Source organism: Variovorax sp. J22P240 (genome assembly GCF_030316855.1).
Taxonomy (GTDB): Bacteria; Pseudomonadota; Gammaproteobacteria; order Burkholderiales; family Burkholderiaceae_C; genus Variovorax.
This window is the reverse complement of sequence record NZ_JASZYR010000005.1, coordinates 138,220-152,866: the sequence shown is the minus strand read 5'-3', so window position 1 is coordinate 152,866 and position 14,647 is coordinate 138,220. Positions and strand designations below refer to the sequence as shown.

The window sequence follows — 14,647 nt, the reverse complement described above, 5'->3', positions numbered from 1 at the left end:
GCGTTGTTGTCCTTACAGAACTTCGGGGGCCAGCGACACGATCTTCATGAACTTCTCGGTGCGCAGTTCGCGCGTGACCGGTCCGAAGATGCGGGTGCCGATGGGCTCCAGCTTGGCGTTGAGCAACACAGCTGCGTTGCCGTCGAACTTGACGAGCGAACCGTCGGCGCGACGGATGCCCTTGGCGGTGCGGACCACCACTGCGCTGTAGATCTCGCCCTTCTTGACGCGACCACGCGGAGCAGCTTCCTTGATGGAGACTTTGATGACGTCACCGACGCTGGCATAGCGCCGCTTGGAGCCACCGAGCACCTTGATACACAGGACGGATTTCGCGCCCGTGTTGTCGGCCACATCGAGCCGGGATTCAGTTTGGATCATTTTGTGATATTCCCAACTTGTACCGTTTTGCCGCCCGGACACTCCGGAACAGATCTGCGGTCAGTCTTGGGCCCGTCGTCCACGCACCGAAACCACTTCAGTGCGCTTCCGCTGGGCAGAAGCATTCGCCTTTTCAAGCGAAGCCTGCGATTGTCACATAGTCCGCCGGCTTCGTCAACAACCTGCCTTGCGCAATTTTGTGAAATCGTAGACTTCGGGCCGTGCAAGAGCGTCCACCCACACTTTCAACACTGGTTTCCCGTCGACAAATGCTGGTTGCAGCGGCGATTCCCATCGCAAGCGGGATCGCGGGATGCAAGAGCGGGGCCGTTGTGGCACCGGGGCCACAACGGCTGCGGCTTGTTGCCGAAGCACGTTGGCCGCATCGCGCGGATTTTCAAGGGACAACCGTCGGAGGATTGTCCGGCATCGACTACGACCCGCAAAGACGTGAGTACCTGCTCCTGAGTGATGACCGATCAGATCTGGCACCGGCACGCTTCTATAGTGCGCAGTGGACAGCCGCCCCCGGAGCCGAGGCGCCTCGTCTCGTCGACATCGTTGTATTCCGGCGACGCGACGGTACGCCATGGCCATCGCGCCGGCGCGCGCCGAAGGACATGCCGGTCCCCGATCCTGAAGCGCTGCGGTTGCGCCCGGACACCGACACGCTGCTCTGGGCCAGCGAGGGTGATGTGCCGCGCGGCTTCGGCCCGACCCTCTGCGAATCAAGACGCGACGGCACGCTGATCCGCGAAATGCCGCTTCCCCACGTGTTTCAACCCGACGCCGCAGGCCGCCGCGGCACGAGGGACAACCTCGGCCTGGAGGGACTGGCGCTGACGCCGGATGCGCGCCACGCCTGGCTGGCCATGGAAAACGCGCTGGTCCAGGACGGCCCAATCCCCACCCTGGCGGCGCCAGGCGGACCTTGCCGATTCACCCGGATCGATCTGGAAACCGGCAAGGCCAGCCGCCAGATCGCCTACGTCCCAGATGCGATCCCGCTGCGCCCTTTGGTGCCGGGCATGCCCGCCGACAACGGCGTCAGCGAGGTGCTGATGATCGACGCCCACCGCATGCTGGTCCTGGAGCGTGCCTACGCCACCGGGGTCGGGAATTCGCTGAGGCTCTACGAGATCGATACCCGCGCCGCCACCGATACCCTGGCCCTGGAAGCCCTGAGCCGGGACAATCACACTCCCGCGCCCAAGAAGCTGGTCGCCGACTTCGCCGCGCTTGGCCTGTCCCGCCTGGACAACAGCGAGGGCCTTTGCTGGGGCCCCGATCTGCCGAACGGCAGCCGCCTGCTGGTCGCGGTGAGCGACGACAATTTCAATCCGCTGCAGATCACTCAGTTCGCAGCATTCGAATTCACCGGATAAGTCATGAACATCGCAGTCACTTTCCTGCCCCGCCGGGAGCCGACACCCTTGCCACCCATCGCGTTCATCGGGGGCGGCAACATGGCCAGTGCCATCATCGGCGGGCTCATCAAGCAGGACGTTCCCGCGGAATCCATCGAGGTCGTCGAGCCTTTCGCCGAAGCCCGCGCCAAGCTGGCCCACGATTTCGGCATCACGGCGCAGGCCGAAGCCGGCAGCGCCCTGGAGCGCTGCGAGGTCGTGGTCTGGGCCGTCAAGCCGCAGAGCTTCGCCGAAGCGGCAAAGCCAGTGCGTGGGTTGGCCCCCAACGCCCTCCATCTCTCGGTCGCCGCCGGAATCCCATCCGACAGCATCGTCCGCTGGCTCGGCACGGAGCGTGTGGTTCGCGCCATGCCCAATACGCCGGCGCTCGTCGGGCAGGGCATGACCGGCCTCTTTGCGCGAGAGACCGTGGACAGCGGTGGTCGAAAGCTGGTCGAACAGGTGCTCGCCCCCACCGGAGACCTGATCTGGGTCGACGCCGAAGCGGCACTCGACGCCGTCACGGCGATTTCAGGCTCCGGTCCGGCCTACGTGTTCTATTTCATCGAGGCGATGACAGAAGCCGGCGTCGACCTCGGCCTGACGCCGGAACAGGCGCATCAACTCGCCGTGGGTACATTCACCGGCGCCTCCGCCCTGGCCAGCAGTGCGACTGAACCGCCGGCGGTCCTGCGCGAACGCGTGACATCGAAGGGCGGCACCACCTACGCCGCCATCACGGCCATGGAGAGTGCCGACATCAAGGCGAAATTCAAGGCCGCCATCCGCGCCGCGCACCAGCGCGCCGCCGAGCTGGGTCAGGAATTCGGGCGCGGTTGAAGGAAAATTGCCGCGCTCAACGCAACGCGTAGCCGGCCACGACGCCGGCAAACACGGTGAAGCCGAGCCAATGGTTGAGCCGGAAGGCCTTGAAGCAGCCGTCGCGTGTCCGGTCGTGAATCAGTCGCCAGTGCCATAGCGCCTGCGCTGCCGCAATCCCGATGGCGACGAAGAAGAGCGCGGCCAGCGACTTGCCCGCACCCGCCCCAGTCCAGGTGGCCAGGAAGATTGCGTAGCTCGCCATGACGATCGCGACGTCGAGCCGCCCGAAGGTGATGGCCGAAGTCTTCATGCCGATCTTGAGGTCATCGTCGCGGTCCACCATCGCGTACTCGGTGTCGTAGGCCAGCACCCAGAACAGATTGCCCGCGAGCAGCCACCAGGCCAGCGGGGGCACGTTGCCTTGCACCGCCGCAAAGGCCATCGGAATGCCGAAGCTGAAGGCAATGCCCAGCACCGCCTGCGGAATCGACACGAAGCGCTTCGCAAACGGGTAAACCAACGTCACGGCCAACGCCGCAAAGGACCACAGCACCGTGACGCGATTGGTCGTGAGCACCAGTCCGAACGCAGCGAGCGCAAGCACGGCGCCGACGACCAGCGCCTCAGTCACCGAGATCGCACCGCTGGTCACGGGCCGTTGTGCCGTGCGCTTGACGTGTCGGTCGAAATCGCGGTCGGCCACATCATTGACGCAGCAGCCCGCGCTGCGCATGAGGATGGTGCCGAGCACGAATACGATGAGCAGGTGCCAGCCCGGCCATCCGTCGGCCGCGAACCAGAGCGCGCCCAGCGTCGGCCAGAGCAGCAGCAGCCAGCCCGCCGGGCGATTCCAGCGGATCAGGTCGAGGTACAACGCAAAACGCCCGCGATGAGGCGCGGGCGCAGGCTGTGCCGCGCTCGTGGCGGGGTCGGTGGCGGGATCAGTCTTCAAGCAGCGAACGCAGCATCCAGGCCGTCTGGTCGTGCACGGTGCAGCGCGCGGTCAGCATGTCGGCGGTCGGGTCGTCACCCGCCTCTTCGGCCACGGGAATGAATTCGCGCGCGATGCGCGAGACGGTTTCGTGTCCCTTGACGAGGATGCGCACCATCTCCATCGCCTTGGGCGGGTTCTGCGGCACATCGGGCACGGTCGCGATCTTGCTGAACTCGGCATACGAACCCGGTGCGTAGTGGCCCAGAGCGCGAATGCGTTCGGCGAGGACGTCCGTGGAGCCCCACAGCTCGGTGTACTGGGTCATGAACATCGCATGCAGCGAGTTGAAGTGCGGACCCGTCACGTTCCAGTGGAAGTTGTGCGTGGTCAGGTACAGCGTGTAGGTGTCCGCCAGCACACGGCTCAAGCCTTCGGCGATGGCTGCGCGGTCCTGGCGATCGATGCCGATGTTGATGATCGGGGCATTTCGGCTGCCGGACTCCTCCGCGACCACCAAGCCGCCCTTCTTGGGCACCTTGCCAGCGGATGCGGACGGCGCAGCGGTGGCGGCGGACTTGGGTTTCTTCACGACTTTGGCCATGGTGATGAACTCTTTCTTCAGTTGATTGACGGCAAAAAACGCAGGAAAGCCGGAGGGCGGGCTCCGCAACAGCCGCACTCTATCGCAGCTGCCGCGGCAGGGACGCGTAGGGCTCGTAGGCCGATTGCGCAATTTGCTACGAGAGACGCTTGACGCCCGGGAGTTCGCACGCGTAGACCGCGTTGCGCAGCGCTGCGATGGCTTCGTAGCGCGTGAAGCTGCGTCGCCATGCCAGGACCACGCGCCGCGTCGGCGGCTCGCCGCCCTGCGTGTCGCGCACAGGCAGGTAGCGGACGATCTGCTCGGGATCCTTGCGGCTCTTGCTCTTGGGCTTGAGCGCATCGGCTGGCACCGAGAGGCGTGGCACCAGCGTCACGCCCATGCCTGATGCGACCATGTGCTTGATGGTTTCCAGCGACGAGCCTTCGAAGCTCTTGCGGATGCCTTCGGCGTTGCTCGAAAAACGGGCGAACTCCGGACACACCTCCAGCACGTGATCGCGAAAGCAGTGACCGGTGCCCAACAGGAGCATCGTCTCTTTCTTGAGCTCGTCAGAGGTCACGGACTCGCGGTCGGCCAGCGGGTGATGGGCCGGCAAGGCCGCCACGAAAGGTTCATCGTAGAGCGAGGCCAAGGCCAGTCCCGTGTCGGGAAAGGGCTCGGCCATGATCGCGCAATCGATCTCGCCGGCGCGCAGCATCTCGAGCAGCTTGGCGGTGAAATTTTCCTGCAGCACCAGCGGCATCTGCGGCGTCCGCGCGATGTTCTGGCGCACCAGGTCAGGCAGGAGGTAGGGACCGATGGTGTAGATCACGCCCAGGTTGAGCGGCCCGGACAAGGGGTCCTTCCCGCGCTTGGCGATTTCCTTGATGCTGGCAGCCTGGTCCAGCACGCTTTGCGCCTGCTGCACGATCTGCTCGCCCAGCGGCGTGACCGTCACTTCACCGGCACTGCGTTCGAAGAGCTTGACCTCGAGTTCGTCCTCGAGTTTCTTGATCGCGACAGACAAGGTCGGCTGCGAGACGTAACAAGCTTCCGCAGCCTTGCCGAAATGCCGCTCGCGAGCAACGGCGACGATGTATTTGAGTTCCGTGAGCGTCATAGTTTTCGTCAATTATTGCTCGCCCCCAGGCTTGCTCACTTCGTGTAGCCGCCTACCCCCTGCCGGGGGCAACTCCGGCGGGCCGGCAGAGCCGGTCCGCGGTGTTTCGCGAGGAGGCCTGGCTTCGCCGGCCGAGGTCAGGCCTTGAGGTATTCGGCCTTGCTGCCAAGCCAGCGATCGACATGCTTTTCGGCCAGCGCCGGGTGCCGGTCGAGCATGCGGGGGGCCAGTTCTCTCGCCCAGTCGAGCAGCATGACGTCGGTGCTCAGGTCCGCGAAGCGCAGCAACGGCGCGCCGGACTGGCGCGCGCCGAGGAATTCGCCGGGGCCGCGAATCTCCAGGTCGCGGCGCGCGATCTCGAAGCCGTCGCTGGTTTCCGCCATGGCCTTGAGGCGGGCGCGGGCGGCCTCACCGACCCGTCCGCCTTCATTGGGCGCGTACAGCAGAACGCAGGCCGATGCCGCGGCGCCGCGTCCGACACGGCCGCGCAACTGGTGCAACTGCGAGAGCCCGAATCGCTCCGCATGCTCGATGACCATCAACGAAGCGTTGGGCACGTCGACGCCGACCTCGATCACGGTCGTGCTCACCAGCACCTGAAGCTGGTTGGCGGTGAAGCTTTCCATCACCGCCTGCTTCTCGGCCGTCGGCATGCGCGAATGCAGCAGCCCGACGCTGACCTTCTCGCCCAGCGCATCGGCCAATTCGTCGCGCGTCGCGGTGGCGTTGCGCAAATCGACCGCCTCGCTTTCCTCGATCAGCGGACACACCCAATAGACCTGCCGCCCCTGCTCGACCTGGAAGCGGATACGGTCGATGACTTCGTCGCGCCGATGCTCCGCCACGAGCTTGGTGACGATGGGCGTGCGTCCCGGCGGCAGCTCGTCGAGCGTCGACACATCGAGGTCGGCGTAATAGCTCATCGCCAGCGTGCGCGGGATCGGCGTGGCGCTCATCATCAGAAGATGCGGCTCCAGTTCCCCGCCGGCCTTGCCGCGCAAGGCAAGCCGCTGCGCCACGCCGAAGCGGTGTTGCTCGTCGATGATCGCCAGCGCCAGGTTCTTGAACCGCACCTTCTCCGAGATGACGGCATGCGTCCCGATCACGAGCGCGGCCTCGCCGCTCTCGGCCGCCGCCGACATCGCATCGCGCTCCTTCTTCTTCTGGCTGCCGGTGAGCCAGGCGACCCGCAAGCCGCGCTCGGCCAGCAAGGGATCGAGCCAGCCGACGAGCTTGCCGAAGTGCTGCGCCGCGAGGATTTCGGTCGGCGCCATCAACGCGCATTGAAAGCCCGCATCGATGCAGCGGGCGGCCGCCAGCGCCGCGACCACGGTCTTGCCCGATCCCACGTCGCCCTGTAGCAGGCGATGCATCGGGATGTCGCGCGCCAGATCGCGGGTGATCTCGACGCCCACCCGTTGTTGCGCGCCGGTCAGAGCGAACGGCAGCGCGGTCAGCAGTTCCGCGTGCAAGGGGCCGCCTGACGCGGCCTTGTCGAGCACTGGTGCGCGTTGCGCGGCGCGCGCACGGCGCGCCTGCAATTGCGACAGCTGCTGAGCCAGAAGTTCGTCCGCCTTGAGGCGTTGCCAGGCGGGATGACTGTGGTCTTCCAGCGTGGCTATCGCAACGTCGGGCGCGGGGTAGTGAAGAAACGAGAGCGCACGCCGCAAGTCCCATGCGCCGTGCGGCGCAGCGCCCGCGGGCAAGGTCTCGTCGAGCGCGGCCCGCGCGAGGCCGGAACGCACTTCGCGCCGCAACACCGGCTGGGCCAGGCCCGCGATCGTCGAATAGACCGGCGTCAACGCTTCCGGCAACGCTGTGCCCGCGGCCTTGACGGCGGGGTGCATCATCTGCCGGCCCAGGAATCCGCCCTGCACCTCGCCACGCAGGCGCACGCGCGCACCGACTGCCAACTGCTTCTGCTGCGACGGATAGAAATTGAAAAAGCGCAACTGGCAGGTGTCGCTGCCGTCGTCCACGGTCACGATCAGCTGGCGTCGGGGGCGAAAGACCACCTCGCTGTCGGTCACGACGGCTTCGATCTGCGCCATCTCGCCGTCGCGCACATCCGCCAGCCGCACGACGCGCGTTTCGTCCTCGTAGCGCATCGGCAGGTAGAGCGCGAAGTCGATATCCCGAAGCAGGCCGAGCTTGCGCAGCGCACGCTGCACCACGCTCAGGCCCGTGCCGGGCGCCCGTGCGGGTTCGGCCTCGGGTACGGGCTTTTGCAGTGGCGGGGACTTGGCGGCGGCGGGCATGGGACAATTCTGCCCGCCTCTTCGACCCTCATCACTCACGCCTCCTTGGCACGGGCCCGTCCGGCCCTCAAGCACCATGCGCGCCTTCACGCTTTCCGATTTCGATTTCGACCTGCCACCCGAACTGGTGGCCCAACATCCCGCCACCGAACGCAGCGCTTCCCGATTGCTCGATGGCTCCGCCGAACCGACCGTCGATCGGATATTCAGGGAGCTGCCCTCTCTGCTGCGCGCCGGCGACCTGCTCGTCTTCAACGACACGCGCGTCGTCAAGGCGCGCCTATTCGGCGAAAAGCCCACCGGCGGAAAGCTCGAATTGCTGGTCGAGCGTGTGCTGCAAGGCGACGAAGTCGTCGCGCACATGAAGGTCAGCAAGAAGCCGCCGGTCGGCACCACGCTCGCGATGGTCGGCGGCTTCAGCGCGACGCTGCTCGGCCGATGGCCCGAGGAAGACGGCGCCCTCTTCCGCTTCCGCTTCGAAAGCCCGTCCGGTGAAGACCCCTACGCGCTGATGGCGCGCTGCGGCCACGTTCCGTTGCCGCCGTACATCACGCACACCGATTCGACGGACGACGAGAGCCGCTATCAGACCGTGTTCGCCCGCGTGCCGGGCGCGGTCGCCGCACCGACGGCGGCACTGCATTTCGACAACGCGCTTCTGGGCGAACTCGACGCGCGCGGCGTGCAGCGCGCCAATGTCACGCTGCATGTCGGAGCCGGCACCTTCCAGCCTGTCAAGACGGAGAACATCGCCGAGCACACGATGCATGCCGAACGCTACGAGGTTCCGCAGTCAACGCAACGCGCCATCGCCCAAACGAAAGCGCGTGGCGGCCGCATCGTCGCCGTCGGCACCACCACCGTCCGCACGCTCGAATCCTGGGCCAAGAGTGGCGAGGCAACGGGCGATACGCGCATCTTCATCACGCCAGGCTTCGCCTTCGAGCACGTCGACCTGCTCGTCACCAACTTCCATCTGCCCAAGAGCACGCTCATGATGTTGGTCAGCGCCTTCGCGGGCTACGAAAGAGTGATGGATCTGTACGCCCACGCGATCCGCGAGCGCTACCGCTTCTTCAGCTACGGCGACGCGATGCTTTTGGCCCGAAAGAACTTAACACCATGCTGAATTTCGAACTCCTCGCCACCGACCCGGAAAGCCACGCACGGCGCGGCACGCTCACGCTGAACCACGGCGTGGTGCAGACGCCGATCTTCATGCCGGTGGGCACCTACGGCACCGTCAAGGGTGTGATGCCGCGCAGCCTCGAAGAGATGGGCGCGCAGATCATCCTGGGCAACACATTCCACCTGTGGATGCGTCCGGGCCTCGACGTCATGGCGAGCTTCGGCGGCCTGCACCAGTTCGAGAAGTGGGACAAGCCCATCCTGACCGACTCGGGCGGCTTCCAGGTCTGGTCGCTGGGCGCGATGCGAAAGATCAGCGAGGAAGGCGTGAAGTTCGCCTCGCCGGTCAATGGCGACAAGCTCTTCCTCACGCCGGAGGTCTCGATGCAGATCCAGACCATCCTCAACAGCGACATCGTCATGCAGTTCGACGAATGCACGCCCTACGACACGCAGGGCCACGTGACGACCGAAGCCGAAGCGCGCAAGTCGATGGAACTCAGCCTGCGCTGGGCGCGTCGCTGCCAGAGCGAGTTCGCTCGGCTCGAGAACCCGAACGCTCTCTTCGGCATCGTGCAGGGCGGCATGTTCGAGAACCTGCGCGAGGAATCCCTAGCTCAGTTGGTCGAGATGGACTTCCCAGGCTACGCGATCGGCGGCGTGAGCGTGGGCGAGCCCAAGGACGAGATGCTGCGCATCATGGCGCACACACCGCACAAGCTGCCGGCGCACAAGCCGCGCTACCTGATGGGTGTCGGGACGCCCGAAGACCTGGTCGAAGGCGTGGCGCAGGGCGTCGACATGTTCGACTGCGTGATGCCGACCCGCAATGCGCGCAACGGCACGCTCTTCTCGCGCTACGGCGACCTCAAGATGCGCAACGCGCGCCACAAGAGCGACCCGCAGCCGATCGACCCGAGCTGCACCTGCCACGCCTGCGCGGGCGCTTCGGGCGTGGCATGGAACGACGGCGGCCGCGACGGCTTCAGCCGCGCCTACCTGCACCATCTCGACCGATGCGGCGAAATGCTGGGGCCGATGCTCACGACCATTCACAACCTCCACTACTACCTGAACCTGATGCGCGAGATCCGCGAGGCGCTCGAAGCCGGGCGCTTCACGGAGTTCCGCACCAGCTTCAAGGCCGATCGCGCGCGCGGCGTCTGACGCGCTTACGCTGACCGGAGTGTCCAGCACCCCGTCAGCGTTTCGCCCGGCGCGAGCACCGCGCCGCCCACTTCTTCGGGGCCGTGGCGACTCGACAGGTTGATCGCATCCGTGCACTGGCTCACCGGCTCCGCGCAGAAATGATCGGCGCCGCGCGGGCAGTACAGCACGAAGAAATCGAGCGGAGACTCGGCCGCCATCACCAGCGTGCGGGATGACGCCGGCCACTCGATGCGGGCCTGGCGTTGCCAGCCGGTGAAGTTGTTGTCCAGATCCAGTTCGGCCAGAAGCACGCCTTTGTGCAATTGCGCCACTTCCGCCGTCGGTTCGAGCGCGACCGGCATCACCTGCGCATCGCCGCGCCACATGGCCGCCGTGGACGTCTGCAGGCGGGTGCCCTCGTGATGCGGGAAATAGGGGTGATGGCCGATGCCTGCCGGCATCGGCGCCGTGTCGCGATTGGTCAACGCGACGGTGCAGCGGAGCCCCGTCGGGTCGAGTTCGAACCGTTGCGAAGCCTCGAAGCGCCAGGGCCACTGTGCATCGGCCTCGAATGTCAGCACCAGCGTGGCCTGCGCGGGCGAGGCTTGCGCCACCTGCCACGGCCGCAGCCATCCGGTTCCGTGAAGCGGGTGCTTGCCGGAAGGTCCCGCCGGGTGACCGGGCGCGATCGCGATGTCCCGGCCGCCGAATTGCGCCCGACCATCGCGGATGCGGTTGCACCAGGGCACGAGGGGAAAGCTTGCCATCGCGAACAGATCACGCCGGCGCAAGGCATCGTCGGTCGCAGGGCGCAGCCAGTCGAAGCGCCCATCGGCCTGTTCGTCGTAGAACGCTGCCACGGCGCCCCCGACCTCCGGCGCGAGCAACAGGCGCAGAGGGCCAGCGGAAAGCTGCACGAGGGCTTCGGACGCTGAGAAAGGTTGGGTCTCGTTCATTCGATGCGCCACGGATCATTGCGGTCGCGGCATTCTCGTTCACACGGGTGGCACGCGACACGGTTGAGGATCAAAATCGCGCCGGCCGCGCAATCGCCCGGTCACCCTCTTCCCGTACGGATCCATTCATGACCGAATCGACCTCCCCTGCCCCATCGGCCCGCTACCCATCGCTCGCCGGCCGCACCGTCTTCATTTCCGGTGGCGCCACCGGCATCGGCGAGGCGCTGGTTCGCGCCTTCCATGCACAGGGCGCCCACGTCGGCTTCTGCGATCTCGACGTCAAGGCCGGCCAGGCGCTGGCGACTCAACTGGGCAACGACAACGAGGTGCTATTCACCGGATGCGACGTCACCGACGTGGATGCGCTGCGTGCGACGATTGCCGCCGTGCGTGCGCGCTTCGGGCCCATCCAGGTGCTCGTCAACAATGCAGCCAACGACCGCCGCCATGACATGGCCGATGTCACCAGCGAGGACTTCGACCGGTTGATGGCGATCAACTTCAAGCACCAGTTCTTTGCCGCGCAGGCGGTGGCGGACGACATGCGCGCACTCGGCAGCGGTTCGATCATCAATTTCGGTTCGGTCAGTTGGATGATCAAGGGTGCCGGATATCCGGTCTACCAGGCTTGCAAGGCGGCCATCCAAGGACTCACGCGCTCGCTGGCGCGCGACCTCGGCAAGCAGAACATTCGCGTCAATACGATCGTGCCGGGCTGGGTGATGACCGAGCGCCAGTTGCGGCTCTGGGTCAAGCCCGAGTCGGGCGCCGAGATCGATGCCGCCCAGTGCCTCCCCGGCCGCGTGATGGCCGAGGACATCGCCAGCATGGCGCTCTTCCTCGCCGCGGACGACTCGAAGATGTGCACCGCACAGAACTACGTGGTCGACGCCGGCTGGACCTGACCCGGCAAGCCTGCCGGACCCGGCGAGCTTGCCGCTGCGGCTACCGCACCGCAGGCGTGGCAGAACTTGGCGAACGCGCTCTTGCGCGCCTCGCACACGTGACAATGGTCGAACAGGCCGATGCCGCAGTGCGGGCAGAAATCGATCTCGGCGTTCTTCAGGTCCACCGGCCGCTCGCATCCCGGGCACACGCTCTTCGCGAGCCGCGCCAGTGCCGTGTCGTAGCTCAACTCGTTGCGGCGCACCGTGTCCGGCTGCGCCTCGGCGAGCTTCTGACGCGCCAGATAGCGATTGAGCGCAATGATCGCATAGCGCCCGACCAGCACGGTCACCACAATGCCTACCGCGTAGCGCACGTAGCCGCCGTAGCTCGGCAGGTAGGGCACGAGTTCGACGAAGAATGCGAACAGCGCAAAGTAGATGAAGCCCCAGACGAAAGGCCACCACGTGCTCTTGCGCTTCTTGACGAACAGCCAGCCCGCGATCGCCAGTAGCGGCAGCGTGAGGGCGAGCCGGTAGCCGAACACGCGCAACTCCACCCGTCGGTACTCCGCGTCCAGCTTGGTGCGCGCATCGTTCTCCAGAGCCGCGAGTTGCTGCTGCGCGCGCTGGCGTGACTGCCGGGCGTCCAGCGCAACCTGGCGCTGCACACCGACCGCGCGCTGCGCTTCGTCCTCCTTCACCTTCAACGCATCCAGCGCCTTGGTGCGGGCGACGAGTTCGATGTCCTGATCCGGTTGCGCCGTGGCGCGTCGGGTTGCGATCCAGTTCGCGAAGGTCTCGCGGGCCGCGCGGCTTGCCTGCTGGGCGGTGAGGAGCTTGAGATCCGCTTGCTCGCGTTCACGCGTCGCCTGCTGCTCCGTGAGGTTGCCTTCGCGGATCGTGTTGCGCAGCGGCTCCGCGGCGGCCCGGTCGATGAAGTCGTCCAGTTCGAGCTTGTGTTCGACCCGCGGCAGGTCGCCGACGATCGTGCTGCCCAGTCCGATCAGGAAGCTCGCAAAAACCACCGCCACCAGCCAGAGGCCGCGGCGAAACCACTTTTCGGACAGGCGCAGGGATTTGCTCATCGCATTCCTTTTTCGTGTTGGAGGTTCTGGTCGTGAATCGCACGATTCTGGTCTAGAGCTTGAGCACCACCGGCGCGGCGCCGAGCCCCGCGCGAGGCAGCCAGGCGAAGACCGAGTCCACGGTCACCGTCTCGATGCGGTCGGTGAAGCGCTTCTCGCTGGGGTGGTCGTCGAAAGCCACGTTGGCCGAACCGACGCGGCCGCCGAGCCGGGTGAGCGGGCCGAGCCTGAGCGTCGTCGGCTCATAGCCCTTGAAGTGCAGCCAGGCTTGGGCCTGGTCGCGGGTCCGGATGGTCGTCGGTTCCATCGCGCCGGCCAGCGTCTCGACGGCCCACTGGTTCGATTGCTGGTACTTGTGGCCCCACGCATAGCTCACGATGCTGTAGGGCGCCGTGTGCAGTCGGATGACGCGCGCGGGCGACTCGTTGAGCGCCGCCAGCAACTGCGCCTGGACGGCCGGGGTCGGCACGACCCAGGCCGCTTCGTAGCGCCACAGATCGTCCAGGAAGAATTCGCCCAGACCCTGCCGGTACACAGTGGCGACCGCCGTGCCGCACTGGTTGAGCTTGTGCACGACACGCCAGTTGCCTGCTTCGGTCTTGTAGGCCAGCCCGAGGTGCGAGTAGCGCAGGCCGTACTTGCCCAGATCCTGCCCTGCACGGGCGAGCAGCACGACGCGCTCGCCGCTCGCGTCGAGTTCCCTGGCCGTACGTTCCGCGAGTTGCATGCCCTTGATGACCGCCGCGGCGTTCGGCTTCGACTGCTCGCACGACCGGCCCGCATGCGCCTCCAGCGGGAACAGGAACACGCTCGCCAGTGCGACGGCAGCAGCCGTCAGGACCATGTGCAACGCGGTCCTCAGCAGGCGCCGCGAGCGCGACAGGCGGGCCTGGTACTCGCGTTCGTAAGGCCCGAAGTTGGTGGACGAGCGCTTCATGACAGCCTCTCGTTGTAGAGCAGCGCGCGGCCAAGGGCATTGGGTACGAAGGCCAGCACTTCACCCGCCGCCGACAGGATGACGCCGCTGGCGATCACGCTGACGGTGACGGTCGAGCCGACGACGATCGAAGCGCCATGGGCGACCCTGCCCAGGACCTTCACGCTGGCCCGGGCACCGTCGGACGCCCTTTCGAGCAGGAAGACCGTGCCGTCGACCGATGCCTCGATGGCGACCACGGTCAGCACGGCACCGCCCACCGACAGGGCCGCCGGCACGGCCACCACCGCGCTCGCCGCTGCACCGGTGGCCGAGGCCGCCCCGACGACGGAGGCCACCGGCAACACCGACAGGGCGGCGGAGGCTTCGCTCTGGGCGTGAGCCTCCGCGGGAACGAGCACGTTGGCCAGGGCCGCGCAGACGGCGACGAGAACAGTGGTGAGGTACTGCTTCATGATGGGCACTCCTTGAGAGAGGTCGTGAACGGGTTGCTTGGTCATTGGGCGGTGCCTGCTTCGGCACGGGCTTCACGGCGTCCTTGCAGGCGCGCTTCGGCGAGATCGGCTTCGTGGCGGTCGCGCAGCGTCTTGGCCAGCGTGAAGGCCGAACTGATCAGGAACAGCCAGCTCACGCCGAGGAAGGCCTTGTAGGTCTCGCTGATGTCCATCCGCAGCAGGCCCCAGCCCGTCAGCCCCATCGCGGTGAAGAAGCCGCCCCAGACGACCAGCTTCCACATCGGCGTGTCGCCGGCGCTCAGGACCGCGCCGCTCTGGTTGTCGCGCACGAACTTCGCGAGCACGAATGCCGCCGAGAGGCAGAACACGTAGCCCATCACCATGAAAGCGCGGTCCAGCGCCTGTCCCGGCAGCCAGGTCAAGCCGGTGGCGCACAGGAACACGGCCAACCCGAACGAGACCCAGACCTGCACTTGCCAGGCGCGCGTGTCGCGCTGGATGGAGACGTTGGAAGAGAAGGGATGCATGGAAGCCTCGCGGCGA

15 protein-coding genes are annotated in these 14,647 nt (G+C 66.4%); 5 read left to right on the top strand and 10 right to left on the bottom strand.

Annotation, left to right across the window (positions count from 1 at the left end; genetic code table 11):
* Positions 1 to 12 precede the first annotated feature (12 nt).
* Positions 13 to 381: a 50S ribosomal protein L14 gene (rplN, locus tag QTI24_RS15555; RefSeq protein WP_068674584.1), complete on the bottom strand. Its 369-nt coding sequence runs from the start codon at positions 379 to 381 to the stop codon at positions 13 to 15.
* A gap of 269 nt (positions 382 to 650) precedes the next feature.
* Between rplN and QTI24_RS15550 the strand changes: the two genes are divergently transcribed.
* The gene (locus QTI24_RS15550; RefSeq protein WP_286601596.1) at positions 651 to 1,766 is read left to right on the top strand and encodes an esterase-like activity of phytase family protein; all 1,116 of its coding nucleotides are present in this window, start codon (positions 651 to 653) and stop codon (positions 1,764 to 1,766) included.
* Positions 1,767 to 1,769: 3 nt separating this feature from the next.
* The gene (proC, locus tag QTI24_RS15545) at positions 1,770 to 2,627 is read left to right on the top strand and encodes a pyrroline-5-carboxylate reductase (protein ID WP_286601595.1); all 858 of its coding nucleotides are present in this window, start codon (positions 1,770 to 1,772) and stop codon (positions 2,625 to 2,627) included.
* 16 nt (positions 2,628 to 2,643) lie between these two features.
* Here the strand turns inward: proC and ubiA are convergent, their stop codons facing one another.
* The 4 genes from ubiA to recG all read right to left on the bottom strand — a co-directional run bounded on the left by ubiA (position 2,644) and on the right by recG (position 7,504).
* Positions 2,644 to 3,483, bottom strand: a complete 840-nt coding sequence (gene ubiA, locus QTI24_RS15540) for a 4-hydroxybenzoate octaprenyltransferase (RefSeq protein WP_286601940.1) — start codon at positions 3,481 to 3,483, stop codon at positions 2,644 to 2,646.
* A 67-nt stretch (positions 3,484 to 3,550) separates the two neighbouring features.
* Complete coding sequence (locus tag QTI24_RS15535) at positions 3,551 to 4,144, bottom strand: Dps family protein (RefSeq protein WP_286601594.1); 594 nt, start codon at positions 4,142 to 4,144, stop codon at positions 3,551 to 3,553.
* A 136-nt stretch (positions 4,145 to 4,280) separates the two neighbouring features.
* Entirely contained in the window at positions 4,281 to 5,246 is a 966-nt protein-coding gene (locus tag QTI24_RS15530) for a LysR substrate-binding domain-containing protein (RefSeq protein WP_286601939.1), read from the bottom strand.
* 137 nt (positions 5,247 to 5,383) lie between these two features.
* A complete protein-coding gene (gene recG / locus QTI24_RS15525; protein ID WP_286601593.1) occupies positions 5,384 to 7,504 on the bottom strand; it encodes an ATP-dependent DNA helicase RecG in 2,121 nt (706 codons plus the stop codon).
* 76 nt (positions 7,505 to 7,580) lie between these two features.
* On the opposite strand from recG, the gene queA reads away from it, so the two are divergent.
* Positions 7,581 to 8,633 carry a tRNA preQ1(34) S-adenosylmethionine ribosyltransferase-isomerase QueA gene (gene queA, locus QTI24_RS15520; protein WP_286601592.1) on the top strand — a complete coding sequence of 351 codons (1,053 nt, stop codon included), beginning with the start codon at positions 7,581 to 7,583 and terminating at the stop codon, positions 8,631 to 8,633.
* On the top strand, positions 8,627 to 9,799 hold the full coding sequence (tgt, locus tag QTI24_RS15515) for a tRNA guanosine(34) transglycosylase Tgt (protein WP_286601591.1): 1,173 nt from the start codon (positions 8,627 to 8,629) through the stop codon (positions 9,797 to 9,799). Before queA ends, tgt begins: the two co-directional genes overlap by 7 nt.
* A gap of 5 nt (positions 9,800 to 9,804) precedes the next feature.
* On the opposite strand, the gene QTI24_RS15510 is transcribed toward tgt, so the two are convergent.
* On the bottom strand, positions 9,805 to 10,737 hold the full coding sequence (locus QTI24_RS15510; protein ID WP_286601590.1) for an aldose 1-epimerase: 933 nt from the start codon (positions 10,735 to 10,737) through the stop codon (positions 9,805 to 9,807).
* Positions 10,738 to 10,865: 128 nt separating this feature from the next.
* Between QTI24_RS15510 and QTI24_RS15505 the strand changes: the two genes are divergently transcribed.
* Positions 10,866 to 11,645 carry an SDR family NAD(P)-dependent oxidoreductase gene (locus QTI24_RS15505; RefSeq protein ID WP_286601588.1) on the top strand — a complete coding sequence of 260 codons (780 nt, stop codon included), beginning with the start codon at positions 10,866 to 10,868 and terminating at the stop codon, positions 11,643 to 11,645.
* Here QTI24_RS15505 and QTI24_RS15500 read toward each other — a convergent pair.
* The 4 genes from QTI24_RS15500 to QTI24_RS15485 form a co-directional block, all read right to left on the bottom strand.
* Complete coding sequence (locus QTI24_RS15500) at positions 11,618 to 12,712, bottom strand: serine endopeptidase (RefSeq protein ID WP_286601586.1); 1,095 nt, start codon at positions 12,710 to 12,712, stop codon at positions 11,618 to 11,620. The two genes, QTI24_RS15505 and QTI24_RS15500, sit on opposite strands and share 28 nt — an antisense overlap.
* A gap of 52 nt (positions 12,713 to 12,764) precedes the next feature.
* Positions 12,765 to 13,556 carry a DUF2145 domain-containing protein gene (locus QTI24_RS15495; protein WP_286601936.1) on the bottom strand — a complete coding sequence of 264 codons (792 nt, stop codon included), beginning with the start codon at positions 13,554 to 13,556 and terminating at the stop codon, positions 12,765 to 12,767.
* Positions 13,557 to 13,645: 89 nt separating this feature from the next.
* Positions 13,646 to 14,104: a hypothetical protein gene (locus QTI24_RS15490; RefSeq protein WP_286601585.1), complete on the bottom strand. Its 459-nt coding sequence runs from the start codon at positions 14,102 to 14,104 to the stop codon at positions 13,646 to 13,648.
* Positions 14,105 to 14,145: 41 nt separating this feature from the next.
* Positions 14,146 to 14,631, bottom strand: coding sequence for a YiaA/YiaB family inner membrane protein (locus tag QTI24_RS15485; RefSeq protein WP_286601583.1), 486 nt, complete (start codon positions 14,629 to 14,631; stop codon positions 14,146 to 14,148).
* Between the last annotated feature and the right edge of the window lie 16 nt (positions 14,632 to 14,647).

What these genes read in the sequence shown, in the direction of transcription:
- rplN (WP_068674584.1), bottom strand. Translation starts at nt 381, where the DNA reads ATGATCCAAACTGAATCCCGGCTCGATGTGGCCGACAACACGGGCGCG.
- QTI24_RS15550 (WP_286601596.1), top strand. Translation starts at nt 651, where the DNA reads ATGCTGGTTGCAGCGGCGATTCCCATCGCAAGCGGGATCGCGGGATGC.
- proC (WP_286601595.1), top strand. Translation starts at nt 1,770, where the DNA reads ATGAACATCGCAGTCACTTTCCTGCCCCGCCGGGAGCCGACACCCTTG.
- QTI24_RS15535 (WP_286601594.1), bottom strand. Translation starts at nt 4,144, where the DNA reads ATGGCCAAAGTCGTGAAGAAACCCAAGTCCGCCGCCACCGCTGCGCCG.
- QTI24_RS15530 (WP_286601939.1), bottom strand. Translation starts at nt 5,246, where the DNA reads ATGACGCTCACGGAACTCAAATACATCGTCGCCGTTGCTCGCGAGCGG.
- recG (WP_286601593.1), bottom strand. Translation starts at nt 7,504, where the DNA reads ATGCCCGCCGCCGCCAAGTCCCCGCCACTGCAAAAGCCCGTACCCGAG.
- queA (WP_286601592.1), top strand. Translation starts at nt 7,581, where the DNA reads ATGCGCGCCTTCACGCTTTCCGATTTCGATTTCGACCTGCCACCCGAA.
- tgt (WP_286601591.1), top strand. Translation starts at nt 8,627, where the DNA reads ATGCTGAATTTCGAACTCCTCGCCACCGACCCGGAAAGCCACGCACGG.
- QTI24_RS15510 (WP_286601590.1), bottom strand. Translation starts at nt 10,737, where the DNA reads ATGAACGAGACCCAACCTTTCTCAGCGTCCGAAGCCCTCGTGCAGCTT.
- QTI24_RS15505 (WP_286601588.1), top strand. Translation starts at nt 10,866, where the DNA reads ATGACCGAATCGACCTCCCCTGCCCCATCGGCCCGCTACCCATCGCTC.
- QTI24_RS15500 (WP_286601586.1), bottom strand. Translation starts at nt 12,712, where the DNA reads ATGAGCAAATCCCTGCGCCTGTCCGAAAAGTGGTTTCGCCGCGGCCTC.
- QTI24_RS15495 (WP_286601936.1), bottom strand. Translation starts at nt 13,556, where the DNA reads ATGGTCCTGACGGCTGCTGCCGTCGCACTGGCGAGCGTGTTCCTGTTC.
- QTI24_RS15490 (WP_286601585.1), bottom strand. Translation starts at nt 14,104, where the DNA reads ATGAAGCAGTACCTCACCACTGTTCTCGTCGCCGTCTGCGCGGCCCTG.
- QTI24_RS15485 (WP_286601583.1), bottom strand. Translation starts at nt 14,631, where the DNA reads ATGCATCCCTTCTCTTCCAACGTCTCCATCCAGCGCGACACGCGCGCC.